At 68.2% G+C, this 14192-nt stretch carries 12 protein-coding genes, 1 tRNA gene and 1 pseudogene; 9 read left to right on the top strand and 5 right to left on the bottom strand.

The window, feature by feature from the left end; all coding sequences use genetic code 11:
* Positions 1–13 precede the first annotated feature (13 nt).
* A complete protein-coding gene (locus QA634_RS01050) occupies positions 14–1624 on the bottom strand; it encodes a putative bifunctional diguanylate cyclase/phosphodiesterase (RefSeq protein WP_012330199.1) in 1611 nt (536 codons plus the stop codon).
* Between the two features lie 385 nt (positions 1625–2009).
* Between QA634_RS01050 and QA634_RS01045 the strand changes: the two genes are divergently transcribed.
* Positions 2010–2085 (top strand) — tRNA-Ile (locus QA634_RS01045).
* 172 nt (positions 2086–2257) lie between these two features.
* Here the strand turns inward: QA634_RS01045 and QA634_RS01040 are convergent.
* Positions 2258–2452 (bottom strand): hypothetical protein, encoded by a 195-nt coding sequence (locus QA634_RS01040; protein ID WP_012330198.1) that lies wholly within the window; start codon positions 2450–2452, stop codon positions 2258–2260.
* A gap of 396 nt (positions 2453–2848) precedes the next feature.
* On the opposite strand from QA634_RS01040, the gene QA634_RS01035 reads away from it, so the two are divergent.
* From QA634_RS01035 to QA634_RS01015, 5 genes are all read left to right on the top strand, one after another.
* Positions 2849–4459, top strand: a complete 1611-nt coding sequence (locus QA634_RS01035; protein ID WP_012330196.1) for a sialate O-acetylesterase — start codon at positions 2849–2851, stop codon at positions 4457–4459.
* 26 nt (positions 4460–4485) lie between these two features.
* Complete coding sequence (locus QA634_RS01030) at positions 4486–5418, top strand: phage head spike fiber domain-containing protein (RefSeq protein WP_012330195.1); 933 nt, start codon at positions 4486–4488, stop codon at positions 5416–5418.
* Positions 5376–5738 carry a hypothetical protein gene (locus tag QA634_RS01025; RefSeq protein ID WP_168169126.1) on the top strand — a complete coding sequence of 121 codons (363 nt, stop codon included), beginning with the start codon at positions 5376–5378 and terminating at the stop codon, positions 5736–5738. The genes QA634_RS01030 and QA634_RS01025 overlap by 43 nt, the downstream gene beginning before the upstream one ends.
* Positions 5739–6168: 430 nt before the next feature.
* Positions 6169–6831, top strand: a complete 663-nt coding sequence (locus QA634_RS01020; protein WP_012330193.1) for a hypothetical protein — start codon at positions 6169–6171, stop codon at positions 6829–6831.
* A 197-nt stretch (positions 6832–7028) separates the two neighbouring features.
* Positions 7029–8741 (top strand): AMP-binding protein, encoded by a 1713-nt coding sequence (locus QA634_RS01015; protein ID WP_050777453.1) that lies wholly within the window; start codon positions 7029–7031, stop codon positions 8739–8741.
* A 27-nt stretch (positions 8742–8768) separates the two neighbouring features.
* On the opposite strand, the gene QA634_RS01010 is transcribed toward QA634_RS01015, so the two are convergent.
* Entirely contained in the window at positions 8769–9005 is a 237-nt protein-coding gene (locus QA634_RS01010) for a hypothetical protein (RefSeq protein ID WP_012330191.1), read from the bottom strand.
* Positions 9006–9138: 133 nt separating this feature from the next.
* Between QA634_RS01010 and QA634_RS01005 the strand changes: the two genes are divergently transcribed.
* The gene (locus QA634_RS01005; protein ID WP_012330190.1) at positions 9139–9438 is read left to right on the top strand and encodes a hypothetical protein; all 300 of its coding nucleotides are present in this window, start codon (positions 9139–9141) and stop codon (positions 9436–9438) included.
* Between the two features lie 126 nt (positions 9439–9564).
* Positions 9565–10533: a protein-methionine-sulfoxide reductase catalytic subunit MsrP gene (gene msrP / locus QA634_RS01000; RefSeq protein WP_012330189.1), complete on the top strand. Its 969-nt coding sequence runs from the start codon at positions 9565–9567 to the stop codon at positions 10531–10533.
* 745 nt (positions 10534–11278) lie between these two features.
* On the opposite strand, the gene QA634_RS00995 is transcribed toward msrP, so the two are convergent.
* Positions 11279–12400 carry a sulfotransferase family 2 domain-containing protein gene (locus QA634_RS00995; RefSeq protein ID WP_168169125.1) on the bottom strand — a complete coding sequence of 374 codons (1122 nt, stop codon included), beginning with the start codon at positions 12398–12400 and terminating at the stop codon, positions 11279–11281.
* Positions 12401–12651: 251 nt separating this feature from the next.
* Between QA634_RS00995 and QA634_RS00990 the strand changes: the two are divergent.
* Positions 12652–13032 (top strand): annotated as a pseudogene (locus tag QA634_RS00990) (IS630 family transposase); the annotation flags it as partial.
* Between the two features lie 52 nt (positions 13033–13084).
* Here the strand turns inward: QA634_RS00990 and QA634_RS00985 are convergent.
* A complete protein-coding gene (locus QA634_RS00985) occupies positions 13085–14191 on the bottom strand; it encodes a DUF4214 domain-containing protein (protein ID WP_012330186.1) in 1107 nt (368 codons plus the stop codon).
* Position 14192 lies beyond the last annotated feature (1 nt).

Genomic DNA, 14192 nt, shown 5'->3' with positions numbered 1-14192 from the left:
CGCCCGGGCGCGGTCAGGCGGCGCTGCGCCCCTCCAGGAAGGCCTTCTGCTCGTCGGCCGGCGCGCCGAGGAGGCGGTCGATGGCGTCCTTCGGCATCGGGGCGCCGAACAGGTAGCCCTGCCCGAAATCGCAGCCCTGGCCCGACAGCCACTCGACGCTCGCGGCCGTCTCGATCCCCTCGGCGGTGGTGGTCAGGCCGAGGCTGGTGCCGAGCTTGATGATCGCGTCGACGAGCTTGGCGCGCTCGTCGCTCATGGTGATCGAGTCGACGTAGCTGCGGTCGATCTTCAGCTTGTCGAAGCGCAGCTCGCGCAGGTGATAGAGGCTCGAATAGCCGGTGCCGAAATCGTCGAGGGCGATGCGCACCCCGAGATTCTGCAGCGAGGTCAGGGTGGCCCGGGTGGCCTCGAGATCCTGGACGAGGGCGGATTCGGTGATCTCGACCTCCAGGCGGTTGGGCGGGAAGCCGGTCTCGGTGAGGATCGCCAGGATGCGCTCGGCGAGCCAGCGGTCCTGGAATTGCTGCGGCGCGATGTTGACGGCGAGGCGCAGGTGGCTCGGCCAGCTGCGCGCGTCGAGGCAGGATTGCCGCAGCAGGCGGTAGCTGAGTTCGGCGATCATGCCGGTCTCCTCCGCCGCCGCGATGAACTGGTTGGGGGTGAGGAGGCCGCGGGTCGGGTGGCGCCAGCGGGCCAGCACCTCGACGCCGACGAGTTCCTGGTTCGGCAGCGCGACCACGGGCTGGTAGAAGGGCTCGATCTCGCCGGTCTCAATCGCGGTGCGCAGTTCGCTCTCGAGGAGCGCCCGCTCCTTCAGTTCGAGGTCCATGGCGCTCTGGAAGAAGCGGTAGGTGCCGCGGCCTTCCTTCTTGCCCTGGTACATGGCGAGGTCGGCGGCGTGCATGATGCCGTGGGCGTCGACGTCCTCGCGGGAGATCAGGGTGATGCCGACCGTCGCGCCGACCTTGAGTTCGGCCTGCGCCCACTCGACCGGGCGGGCGATGGCGGCGATGACCTGCTCGGCGAGCCTGGCGAGCGCCTCGCTGCCGGTCTCGCCGATGACCAGGAGGGCGAATTCGTCGCCGCCGAGGCGGGCGGCGAGGCCCTGGCTCGGGGCGAGGGAGCGCAGGCGGTCGGCGACGGCGCAGAGCACCGCGTCGCCGGCCGCGTGGCCGTAGAGGTCGTTGACGGGCTTGAAGCGGTCGATGTCGATCAGCAGGACGGCGCCGGAGACCGCGGTGGCGCTCGACCGCATCAGGCGGTCGATCGCCTCCAGCAGCAGGCGGCGGTTGGCGAGGCCGGTGAGCGCGTCGTGGCGGGCGACGGCTTCCGCGTGGGCGGCGGCGGCATCGCGCTCGCGCATCACCCGGCGCAGCTTCAGCGACTTGCGGACGGTGACGCCGACCATGGTCAGCCCCATCAGCAGCATGAAGGTGAACAGGTCGGTGAGGCCGCTCTCCAGCATGAATCGGCCGAAGGCCTGGAACACGCCGGACTTGGCGCCGATCAGGCCCCAGAAGCCGGCAATGACCAGCAGGCAGAGGCCCTCGTAGAGCTCGCCCTCGCCCCATGTCGATCGCGCCCTTGTCGATCGCGCGGTTGTCGATCGCGTCTTGGCAGACATGATTCACCCCGTACCCTGGTCGGGCTGTGATCGCACCGCCGATTTAAGAAATCTGCCCGGTCGGTCGCGGTGGGATCCGCCTACGCCCGGCGCGGTTAAAAATTCCTGACGCGTCAGTCGAGCCAGGGATTCGGGCATGATCCACCCAAGTATCGTGCCGGCCGGATCTGGGGCTGGGGCCGCGGCGGGGCGGCCGGGCGGCCGCAACCTTGCTGGAGGTCGGCCGGGGCGCGGCGTCAGATCGTGGCCGCGCCCAGGGATGATCGGCGCGACCGCCCGGAGCGCGGCGCGGATCGCCGGCCCGCCCGGGTGCCGGCCCGAACCGCACGATCGGGGGTGACGCGCCGTGTCCGGTCGGCTATCGCTTCGCCGGCTGCGCCGCGCGGGGCCCGTAGCTCAACGGTTAGAGCCGGCCGCTCATAACGGTCTGGTTGCAGGTTCGAATCCTGCCGGGCCCACCACCATCATCGAGAGGTTGGCGGGATCGCGCAGTGGTCCTGGTGGGGCGCCCACCGAAGATCCCACATATCGAGGCGTCCGGCTGCGCGCGGAAAACCTCTCCGCCGCGCCGCGTTGGCGGTCCGGGTGATGCTGCCCGTCCGCGTCCCGCAGCATCTGCACGGTCATGCCGAGCTAGCCCGCCAGCGCGCCGAACGACGGCCCCACCTCGGCGAATGTCGGATCGGCGCAGGCGGTCCTCGCGCAGACCTTCGACGTCGTGGACGCGTCGGCCGCGGGCGCCCGGATCGACCCGGTCGCCATCGAGACCGTCGAGGGCGGCGCCGACGCGCCCGCGGGCAGATGGTATTTGTGGTTGCGCTCAAACAACCATTCCGGGTATGGTCCCGCTCACTCTGCGGCATGACGTATCGGAGTGGCGGTGACCTGATGGCCCAATTCGTCATCAACCCGGATCTTCTGCCCGTCGGCAGCGTGTCGCGGATGCTGCGCAGCACCTCGCGGAGCAACGGCCAGAACCTCGCGGGCGGAGATCAGGTCGTTGCGACGTCGTCCGGTCACTGCACCGCCTCGAAGACTTGCGCCGTCTTGCCCGTCAGGGACCGTGATCGATGTCGACCGCCCGGTCCGCCGGTCGCGGTTGGCCTCGGATGACACCGGCGCTCACACCGTGTCGGCCCGCCCGCTGAGCACGCCGACCGTCGACTTCGTCGCGGACGTCGAGCCGCGCGTCGACACCCCGACATCCCCACGCGAGAGATCAGCATGGCGCCGCCTCCGGTCCTGCCTGAAGACGTGTTCCGCGCCGCCAATCCGGCCAACAACCCGTCCTCCGACGTGTACGACCCGCCGAAAGGCGACATCATCGCACTGCTCCGGTGGATGCTCGACGCGGTGACCGCCTGCTCGGCCGCGACCGGCGTGGACCCGACGATCGTCTCGACCTTGCGGACCAGCCTGACGAACGAGATCGCGCGAGCGCAGCGCGAGGAGGGCGCGCGCTCCCGGGCGCAGCTCCGCGCGCTGCTCGGGACCGTCGCGGCCCTCGACCTGCCCCCCAGGGGCCCCACGCCGGTCTCGTGGGTGGACGACAGCGCGCATGCACGCTCGATCGCGATCCCGGACCCGGCGAACACGCTCCCGCTCTACCCGATCATGGGGCAGTCCAACGCCTTCGGCGCCACCACCGGCGCCGTGGTGTCCACCTCGAACCCCTATCCGGGCCGGGTGCTGATGCCGGAGGGCGGGCTGCACACCTACGGCGGGGTGGCCAACCTCGCGGACATGCAGGAGGGCATCGACCTCGTCGCCCACGAGACCATCGCCTCCGGCTTCGCCACCCACCTCGTGCGCGACCTCGACGCGGCGATCCCGAACACGAACTTCCGCGTCGCGAGCTTCATCAGCGCGCTCGGCTCGCGATCCTACCCTCAGCTGACCGAGGGCTCGGATCAGTTCACGTTCGGCATGCGGGCGATCAGCCAGATCTACCAGCAGCAGCGGCGCAAGGGCTGCCGCGTGCTGGTCCCGGGCGTGCTGTGGGTGCAGGGCGAGAACGACAATACCGGCGGCTGGGGCGACCACTACGACGGCATGCTGGATCAGCTGCAGCAGCGGCTGGAGACGCGAATCCAGCAGATCACCGGCCAGATCGAGCCGGTGATCCTGTACCTCGCCCAGACCAACAGCATCAACACGTGGGACAGCATCCTCGGACAGAGGGTACAGGAGGCCCAGATCCGGGCGGCGGCGCGCAATCCGCTGCTCTGCCTCGTCGGCCCCATGTACTCCTTCGCGGTCAACCCGGCTGACCACGTCCACAAGACGAGCCGCGGCGCCTACGAGATGGGCCAGATGTTCGGTCGCGCGGTGTTCATGCGCCAGTACGGCTCGGCCCGCGCCGTCGCGCTCACGCCGCTCGACGTGTGGCGGGCGACGCCGCCGGCGGGCGTGGCGGCGCGCATCAGCGCCACGTTCCGGGTGCCTGTCGAGCCCCTCGTCCTCGACGCCTCGGGCAACGTCATCGCGGTGTCCGGGATGGCGGCGGTGCCGAGCGGGACCGGCGGCGGCTACGGGTTCGACGTGTACGACGACCTTGGCAACGTGGTTCCGATCAGCGCCGTCTCGGTCGGGGTGCCCTCGACGCAGTACGCCGGCCCACCGCGCCTCGACATCGACCTCGCGGTGGCGCCGACCGCGCGCCGGCTGCGCGTGAACTACGCCCAGCGCCGCGACGACGCGCGCCCCGACACCAGCGACGGCCCGCTGACCGGTGCCCGGGGCTGCCTGCGGGACAGCGCGGCTCACACCTCCATCGTCGGTGGCGGTCCGCAATACAATTGGTGCGTCCAGTTCTCGCGCCTGATCGCGGCCTGATCCCTCACAGCTGTCGGAGTTAACGGATGGTCGCTCTGGGTCGCCTGGGCGCGCTGACGCCTGCCGGCGTGTCGCTCGATCTCAATCCACTCACCGGGCTGGCGATGGTGTCCGGCGTGAAGTCCTCGCTCGAGGACGCGATCACCTTCGCCCGTGCCGGCACGGCCTGGGACTACGATGTCGGCGGCCTGCTTCGCCAAGCCGCCGCGGGCATGCCGCGCCTCTCCTACCACCCGCATTCGGGGTTGCCGCTCGGCCTGCTGATCGAGCCGCCGAGCGCCGATCTGTGGGACCGCACCGAGGATTTCGAGAACGACGCCTGGACCAAGACGGGCCTCCAGCTATACGTCGGCTCCGTCTCCGGCCTCGACGGTCGCAGCATCGGCACCCGCATGGTGGACACGGGGTCGTCGCGCGGATTGATCACCCGGAACATCGCCGTCGGGTCCGGCGACGCCGCGTACTCGGCCGCGTTCACGGCGCGCGCGATCCCCGGCGGGGTCAGGTCCATCGAGGCCACCATCCACTTCCACGGCGGATCGGGGAACCAGGGCGGCAGCGCCGTCTACGACCTGTTGCTCGGCAAGGTCGTCTCTGGCACCGGCGCCTCCTGCGGGATGGTCCCGGCGCCGTTCGGGGCGTGGCGCTGCATCCTCGCGGCCTGCAACACCCACGGCCATACCGGGATCACGGTCGGCCTCGGGCGGTGGGCGCGGGACCCCGACAACGGCTACGATGTTCTGTCGATCTCCATGGAGGCCCGGGAAGAGGCGACCTCCCCGATGCGGTCAGGCGCAGGCCTATCGACCCGTGCGGCCGGACGGCATCCCTCGCCGTGGGCGACTGGTTCAACCCGGTCGAGGGCACCTTCGTCGCCGAGTTCATCGCCAACGGCAGCCCGTATTCGGATCAGCAGGTGTTCGCCCTGCGCGGTGAGGGCGGCGCATTCATGGGGATGAGCCGGAGTCATTTCGGTCCGGCCGTTGGTGTGGCGGCGTCCGGCGTCGGCCTCGCGATGTACGGCGCGCCGCAGTTCGGCCTGATCCGTGCGGGCTTCACGTACCGAGACTCCGCCTGGATCGCCGCGAAGTCTGGCGGCGGCAACGACTACCTCTACGGATCGGTCGCGACAGCAACCTGGCCCGTGCCGACGAGCCTGACCACGCTGGACATCGGGCACTACGCCGGCGGCTCTCAGCTCAACGGCTATCTCCGGCGCCTGCTCTACATCCCGCACCTTCTCAGCGCGACCGAACTGTCAAACATCGTCGTCATCTGAGGTCTGCGCCATGGCAGCAGAGCCGCAGCCCGAGACCGTGCGCGAACAGCGCTTCCGCCCGGCGGACCGCTCGCGGCCGTCTCCATCGTGCTGAGCTGCACGGATGGCGAGATCCGCTGCGCCGTGGAGGGGACCGCGCCGCCGCGGGGGTGAGACCCGCGCGGCCACGGCGCGGTGCGACGGCAGCGCGCCGCGTCTCCGGACGTCCCGCCGGCTCCCCGAAGCCGGCTCCCCGAAGCCGGACCCCGCCGAAGCCGGACCCCGTCGAAGCCGGACCCCGCCGAAGGCGGGCGCCGTCGCGGGATCCGGGACCGGCGGCGCGAGGGCGGGACTCCGTCCCGGTGCCGCGCCCGGCGCCCGGTTCCAACCCCACCCGCCGCGGTGTAAGCCTGGGCGTGGGGGCAGCTTCGCGCGAAGGGGAGGCGGGCGCATGATCTTCTCCGGCCGCACGCTGGTCGCGGCGCTCGTCCCCCTGGCGGCCGCCCTGGCGGCGGTCGGGCTCGCGGCGCTCACCGGGTTCAGCCAGGCCCGCGCCGAGGCAGCCGGCTACGGGGCCTGGGTCTACGGCTTCTTCCTCGACCAATTCCCCCTCTACGCCGTCGCGATTATCTACGGGGTCGCCCGCATCCTCGCGGTGACCGCCGAGGCGCTCGACCGCTCCGCCGCCCGCCGCCTCGCCGGCGCCGTCCTCGGCACTGCCCTGCTCCTCGGCCTCTCGCTCTACCCGACCTTCGGCGGCGCGGTCCTGAGGGCCGGGTTCATGGTCGGGGGCATGAGCTTCCTGAACGGCGTGCCACTGGCGGCGGCCCGGGCCCTCGGCGCCCTCGCGGCCCTGCTCCCGTTCGGGGCGGGGCTGGCGCTCGCCGGACTCGTCGGCGGGCGGCGGCGGAAACCCGGCTGGCTCCCGGCCCTGGCCGCGCGCGCCCTCGCGCTCTGGTGGGCGCTCGGCCTCCTCGGCCTCGGCCGCGCCGCCGGCCTCGCCGCCTGGCCGCAGCGGCCCCTCGACGGCGCGCAGGCGCTCCTCGCCGCCGGGCTCGTGCTCGCCGCCTTCCTGCCCCACGCAGTCCTGGCCGGGCTGCGCCGCCCCGGTTGAATCGGGGGCCCGGAGGCGCTAAGCAGGCGTCGGAGCCGGGCCGCCGGTCTTCACCAAAAATCTTCGCCAAAACAAAAGGCTAGGCATGGTCGCGGGAGGCCCCCGCGGCACCCCGGAGGCCCCCGGCGAGACGATCCGGACCGGCCGGACGCACCACGATCGAGCGGCGCCCGGTTCGGCGCATCGGGAGGAGAGACATGGGTGACCCTGTGCGCGTTCCGTCGCCCAGCCATCCGGATCGGCCCTGGCTGCGGGCCTATCCCGAGGGCGTCCCGGCGGAGATCGCGACCGACCAGCTCGGCACCCTCGCCGACCTCTTCGCCCGATCGACCGCGCGCTTCGCCGACCGGCCGGCCATCCGCTGCTTCGGGGCGGACCTCACCTACGCGGACCTGAGGGCGGGGGCCGAGGCCTTCGCGGGCTGGTTGCAGGCGCAGGGCATCCGCAAGGGCGACCGCGTCGCCCTGATGCTGCCCAACGTCCCGGCCTACCCGATCGCCCTGTTCGGCGCCCTGATCGCGGGGGCGACCGCGGTCAACGTCAACCCGCTCTACACGGCGCGGGAGCTCACCCACCAGATCGGCGATGCCGGCGCCCGGGTGCTGATCGTGCTGGAGAACTTCGCCGGCGTGGTCGCCGAGGCGCTGCCCGCGCTCCCCGGCCTGGAGCGGGTGGTGGTGGCGGGGCCCGGCGACGCGCTCGGCCTGCGCGGGCGGCTGATCGATCTCGCCTCGCGGCACCTGAAGAAGGCGGTGCCGCCCTACAGCCTGCCCGCCGGGCGCTTCGTCGCCTTCCGGGCGAGCCTCGCGGCCGGGCGCCGGGGGGCCGGCTTCACGCCGGTCGACATCGCGCCCGACGACCTCGCCTTCCTGCAATATACGGGGGGCACGACCGGCATCTCCAAGGGTGCGATGCTCACCCACCGCAACGTGACCGCCAATATCGAGCAGAGCCGCCTCTGGTTCGGCATGCGCGACGACGAGGGCCCCGGCCGCGTCATGGTCACGGCGCTGCCGCTCTACCACATCTACGGGTTGACCTGCTGCTTCTTCTTCATGACGCGGCTCGGGGCGTGCTGCCTGTTGGTGCCCAACCCGCGGGACATCGCGGGCTTCGTGAAGCTGCTGCGCACGAACCGCTTCACCAACCTGTCGGGCGTGAACACGCTGTTCAACGCGCTCCTCAACCATCCCGACATTGGCCAGGTCGACTGGTCCGCCCTCGAATACGCCAATGCGGGCGGCATGGCGGTGCAGGCCGTGGTGGCGCGGCGCTGGAAGGCGCTCACCGGCAAGCCGATCATCGAGGGCTACGGCCTCTCCGAGACCGCGCCCGTCGTCTCGATCAATCGCCGCGACCTGACCGAGTGGTCGGGGACGATCGGTTACCCGGTGCCCTCGACCGAGGTGTCGGTGCGCGATCCCGCCGGGCAGGAGGTGGCGGCCGGCGAGGCGGGCGAACTCTGCGTGCGCGGCCCGCAGGTCATGCCCGGCTACTGGCGCCGGCCCGACGAGACCGCCCGGGTGATGACCCCGGACGGGTTCTTCCGCACCGGCGACGTCGCCGTGCTGCAGCCCGACGGGCAGCTGCGCCTCGTCGACCGGATGAAGGACATGATCCTGGTCTCCGGCTTCAACGTCTACCCGAACGAGGTCGAGGACGTGCTCGCGACGCATCCGGGCGTGCTCGAAGTGGCGGTGGTGGGCCGGCCGCTCCCGGAGACCGGCGAGACGGTCGTCGCCCACGTGGTGCGGCGCGACCCCGACCTCACCGCCGACGCCCTGCGCGCCTTCGCGCGCAAGAACCTCACGGCCTACAAGGTCCCGCGGGAATTCGTCTTCCACGGGACGCTGCCGAAGAGCAATGTCGGCAAGGTGCTGCGCCGCGAACTGCGCGACGGCGCCGATTGAGGGCCGCGGCGGGTCGGGCCACACCCGTCAGATCGGCCGCACCTCGCCGGGCCGCAACTTGAGGCGCGCGGTCAGGCGGTCCGAGAGCGTCCCGCTGAGTTCCACCGCCGCGTCCGGGGCCGCCACCGCGCGCACGGCCGCGAGGGCGCGGGGCGCGTCCGGCGCCATCGCCACGTAGACCTGCAGCGCCACGCTCCCGGCCTCGTCGGCCGGGGCCGACACCGCCACCGTGTAGGCGATGTGCTTCGAATTCTTCGCGGGCATGCGGCTCTATCGCACGGGCGGTCCGTGGTGTCCGCGGTTTTCTTCGCTGCAGCGCGGCGCGATCGTGCCCTTGTCTTGCCGCAAGGTCACTGCCTTATGCTGGCGGCTCTACGGACAACGGACCAACTTTCCCATGGGCGTCACGAAGCCGACCGTGCTGCCGTCCGCGCGGCTCTCCGCCGCCGACGTGATCGACAGCGGCGACACGCTCGCCCTGCGCTTCTCGGGGCAGGGCGGGGACGTCTTCGTGCTGGTGCCGGTGGAGGAGGTCGCCGGTGTCGCGGCGGCCCTCGCGGCCGGGACCGCGCAGGCGCTGCGCGTGCGTGCCGCGACCCTGCAGGGTCGCCCGCTGCCCCTCGCCCGGACGATGCTGCCGCCGGCCGGGGCGGGCCTGGCGCCCGCCCGGGCGGGTTCGCCGCCCGCCGCGGAGTAACCGCGGATCCGGCCTCGCCGAACCGTGATTGGCGTCGGCGCCGCCGCGTGCCGATCTGCCGGGGATCGGCCACCGTGGATCGGCGGCCCGGCAGGAGGGCGGCGCGGCCGCCGCAGGGAGACGAGCATGCACATCAAGGCGCGGCACGGCTGGGAGATCCCGGAGCATCTGGCGACCCCCGAAGCCCTGTTCTTCGACCGCCGGGCGCTGCTGGGCGGCCTCGGCCTCGCGGCCGCCGCCCTGGCGGGGCCCGCCCGCGCCGCGGTGCCGGGGGAGGGGACCGGGGCGCGCAGGACCGCCGACCTCTACCCGGCCAAGCGCAACGCGGCCTACACGCTCGACCGGCCGCTCACCGAGGAGCGCTATAGCGCCGACTACAACAACTTCTACGAGTACAGCACCGCCAAGACGGTGACCCCGGCCTCGAACGCCCTCAAGGTCGATCCCTGGACGATCCGGATCGACGGGTTGGTCGAGAAGCCGTTCGAGATCGGCTTCGAGGATCTGGTGCGCAAGATGCCGCTCGAGGAGCGGCTCTACCGGCACCGCTGCGTCGAGGCGTGGTCGATGGCGGTGCCCTGGACGGGCTTCCCGCTCGCCGCCCTGGTCGCCCTCGCCAGGCCCACCGGCGAGGCGAAGTACATCCAGATGCAGACCTTCCTCGACAAGGCGATGGCGCCGGGCCAGCGGCAGTTCTTCTATCCCTGGCCCTACACCGAGGGCTTGACGCTGGCGGAGGCCAACCACGACCTCGCCTTCCTGGCGACGGGCGTCTACGGCAGGCCGCTGCTCAACCAGTTCGGCGCGCCCCTGCGGCTGGCCGTGCCGTGGAAGTACGGGTTCAAGTCGGTGAAATCGATCAACCGCATCACGTTCACGGCCGAGCGCCCGAAGACCTTCTGGGAGGCGCTGCAGGCGTCCGAGTACGGGTTCTGGGCCAACGTGAACCCGGCCGTGGCGCATCCGCGCTGGAGTCAGGCGAGCGAGCGGGTGCTCGGCACGGACCAGCGGGTGCCGACCCTCCTGTTCAACGGCTACGCCGAGCAGGTGGCCGGGCTCTACAAGGGGCTGGAGAAGGAACGCCTCTACGTCTGAGCCGACGAAAAGGCCGGGCCCCGCGGGACCCGGCGGGAGCGGAGGCCGGCCGCAGGGACCGGGCCCGTCCAGAGGGGATCGGCCGATCGACGCCCGATGACCGGCCGGGGCCATGACCGCCGCATCCGCAGCCGCGGCAACCGCCCGAGCGGCATGGCCGCGCGTCGATGCACATGGAACCGCCCCGCGCCGGCCCGGCGCTCGGTCCTGCGCGTGGGTGGCGACCGCGCGAGGCGGCGGCGAGCGCGGTGTCTCGGGCACGGTCGCCACTGCTCTGCGCTGGCTGCACGGCCACGGCTTGGCGATGGACCCCTCGCGTTGGGGACGAGCGAGGGTGCCGCACTGCTTGCAGGAAGTGCGGTTCGTACGGTCGTGGCGCCGGCGACGGTGCCGGGCCGCGAAATCCTGTTCCTGTCTGCCGGTGGACGGCAACTTGGCCACTGCCGCCGCGGACGGGGTCTTTGACAAGCGCCGACCTATGCGAAATCCAACGGATCGCGTCGACCTGCGGATTTCGGCTTCGCTCAAGCGCCGCCTGGGAAGCAACCGACGCTCGCCGAACGCGGTTGACGTAATCCTCCATAGTATGTCGCCTGATAAACAGGCGTATATGTGCCCCATGAAGTAACTGTATATAGGGCATGGACGCTAGTCCAAACCCTTTGACGATCGCAAATTGCGATTGATACAGCATTATCATGGCAACACTCACGCAAAAAATAGTAAGTCTGGCTTATAGTATCGTTCAAAAAATCCTCTTAACAAGAATATGACGTGAAACGGCTGCCGTCACTCCCTCCGTCGCAACGCGAAACTCGATGTTGCTCGAAAATTCAAGCAGCTGGAAATCGAATATGATCGTTTTGTTCGATATTCTACTATCTGTCACCGCTTCTTCGTGTACTGCCAAAAGATGTGATCCCATGCCCGCGGTGGCATCAAACCGAAGATATCCTGTGTTGGAATTGAGTTCCGCCTCCAGGATCTGGAATTCGAGTTTGTATCTACCGGCTGGCAGATCAATGTAGGGCCCGATTAGAACGTGCCCATTCTTGGCGTGAACCACGTACTTCATTCCTGCGCGCTCTTGCAGGACTCCCGAAATAGCACTTAACTCGAATTTCATGCCGCCGTTTTTGTCGTAAAAAATCTTCGATCCACGTTGATAAATTTCATTATCGAACCGAGTGAGGTACTTTATCCTCGTGAGGACAGCCTCGTCGGAATAAATACTCGGACGCTGCTCGGCAGAGGCATTGATTTTGCGGCCCTTTTGACTTGCGGAAATGCCAAGAATGCCGCAAAGGTTCATAAAGGAGAAATCGAAACACTCCGAAAGGCCTATATAATCTAACTTCTCGAGATTCTCGCTTGCCACGCCAAGTTTGGATTCCGCGAGATCTGCGATATTAACGCCTGGGTCGTACTCGCTTGCAGCGAATTCAGTCTGGGACAGCCTGAAGGTAGCATCGTTTGCCAGATGAGTCGCGAAGTTCTCCGTTTCACTGGACATGATAAAATCGTAATCGTTAATAGAATTAAGTATGGTCATCAATCCTGACGGATTGTCTTTCTGTCGTCGCAGGAAACGCAGCATCGAAATGAAGCGCTCGACTGGATCTCTGATAAACGTGGCAGTGATCAGATGACCATCAATGACTCTTATGTGAGAAAAGCCGCAATGAAGGACGAAATACGTCCACTTGTTGAGCAGACTTTTTGGTACAACATGAAGATCGTTGAAACGGACCGGGCAGATCATTTCTGCAGGAACTTGTTCTGACAAAGATACGAAAATGTTTGTTCCAGCAGTCTTGGGAATATGTATCAAAAACAACTTTGGAATAACGAGGGCATTCTCCACCATTTGCTCATCCACCATCGAGAAAGGTACCGTCTGGACGGCGATGATAACAGCTCGTTGTGGTCGATTCCAAGAGGCCGTTATGGATCGAAGACAGGGGTTGTGCTACTCAGGGTTCCGCGCCAGGCGCGTCGTCGAGCTCGGCCGGTGACCCTGCGGCCGGCTGCCCCGGCTCCTGCCCGCCGTACAACCCTGACCGGCCCGAAGGGTTCGCGTGAGCGACGCGATCGGCGGCCTCGGCCACTTGCGCGACGAGAACCCGCCCGCCCGGCAAGCCACCTCGGCCCCGCGGACCCCTCGCCAAAGTGCTGGCGCTGACCTGCTCTGGACCGCCCGCAGAGGTCACGCGAGGGTACAGGCCGCAGCGTGGCTGACGCGGTCGGGATCTCGTTCCGCTCCGTCCGGCGCGTCTGGGACGGGCGCAGCTGAACCCGCATCGTGCGCGCAGCTTCACGCGCTCCACCGACCCTGACTTCGCCGCGCCAGTCGATGACATTGTCGGGCCCTCCATGGACCCGCCGCGACACGCGGTGGTGCTGTTCCTCGACGATCCTTCCACAGGCTTCAGGATCAGGAGAGCCAGATCCAGCCCTGGATCGAACCCGCCCGAGGCGAAGGTGAGGCCGGGTCGCCCCGTCTCGACCATCCGGTTCCGGATAGTCGCGCTGATCCGGTCGCACCGTCCCGTCACGCAAGCATCTGCAGTGAGAGGAGCGCATTGGCTGTTTTTCGGCCAAGTTTCGCGAGATCACCTCCAGCTTGAACTGATGCTCCCAGCTGCAAATTGCATCCCTGTGATACAAGCCTGGCGATCATCATCTCGCGCGCCATGGTGCAAACCTCCAAGGCAGTGTCGCGAGCAGCGTTGGACGGAGGGCTGGCATCTGCGCGCTGCAGCATCCCCACGAACTCCGCCAACAGCGCGTGCACTGTCATGCCGTTACGCAGCGCCTCACCGTAAATCTCAATGCCACGTGGATCGGGATCACGCCCCAGTATCGCCGTATAAACAGCGCCGACGAGCGTGGCCGCGTCCGTTTTTCCTGGCATACGACGCTCACGCTCGAGAAACTCCTGGGATCCGAGAATATCTTCAATAACTTTGCTAGGAGTATCGGTCGCAAGAGCTTGGGAGTGTCCTTCGAGGCCGACCGGGTCCGGCGCACGGCCCAGAAGTGACTTGTACAGTCCCTCAACGACGGCTTGCCGAAAAGCGGCTTGTGCCGGTTGCATGGCAATGAACTCGCTGAGCAGCGCGTGCGCGGACATTCCGCTTCGAAGCGCGTTACCATACATCTCGACGCCGGCGGGGTCTGCTTCGCGTTCCAGGATCGCCGTGTAGGCCGCGGCGACAAGCGTGTCCGCATCGATCCCACTGAAATCGGCGCGGTGTCGTGCCTTGAACTCGTCTGACTTAAGTAAACCGGCGATCACCTGTCCAGGCGATTTGACCGTAAGCTCTTGAGAATAGGTGTCAAATCCGGACGGATCGGGCTCACGACCCAGCAGAGAAGCAAAAATTTCCCCAACTAAAGACTGACGAGCCATGCGCGTTCGCATGAAGGCGTCGTGAAATTCTCTTGATGTGAGAAGCTGATAAAGCTGGTCATGAAAATTCGATGGATTCTTGTCTATAATATCGCTAATCAATCTCACGCACTGGAACTCGTTGCCATGAGTCAATAGATGCTGATCAGTGATGGTGGGTGTCGGCTCGAACCGTGGGGTGTGCCGCGCCGCGTCCGCCGTCACGCCGGCATCGTGAGCAGATTGTTTGTCGACAGATGCATTCATT

This window comes from Methylobacterium sp. CB376 (assembly GCF_029714205.1).
Lineage (GTDB): Bacteria > Pseudomonadota > Alphaproteobacteria > Rhizobiales > Beijerinckiaceae > Methylobacterium.
Note: the sequence above shows the minus strand (reverse complement) of the source record. Positions and strands in the feature narration are given on the sequence as shown.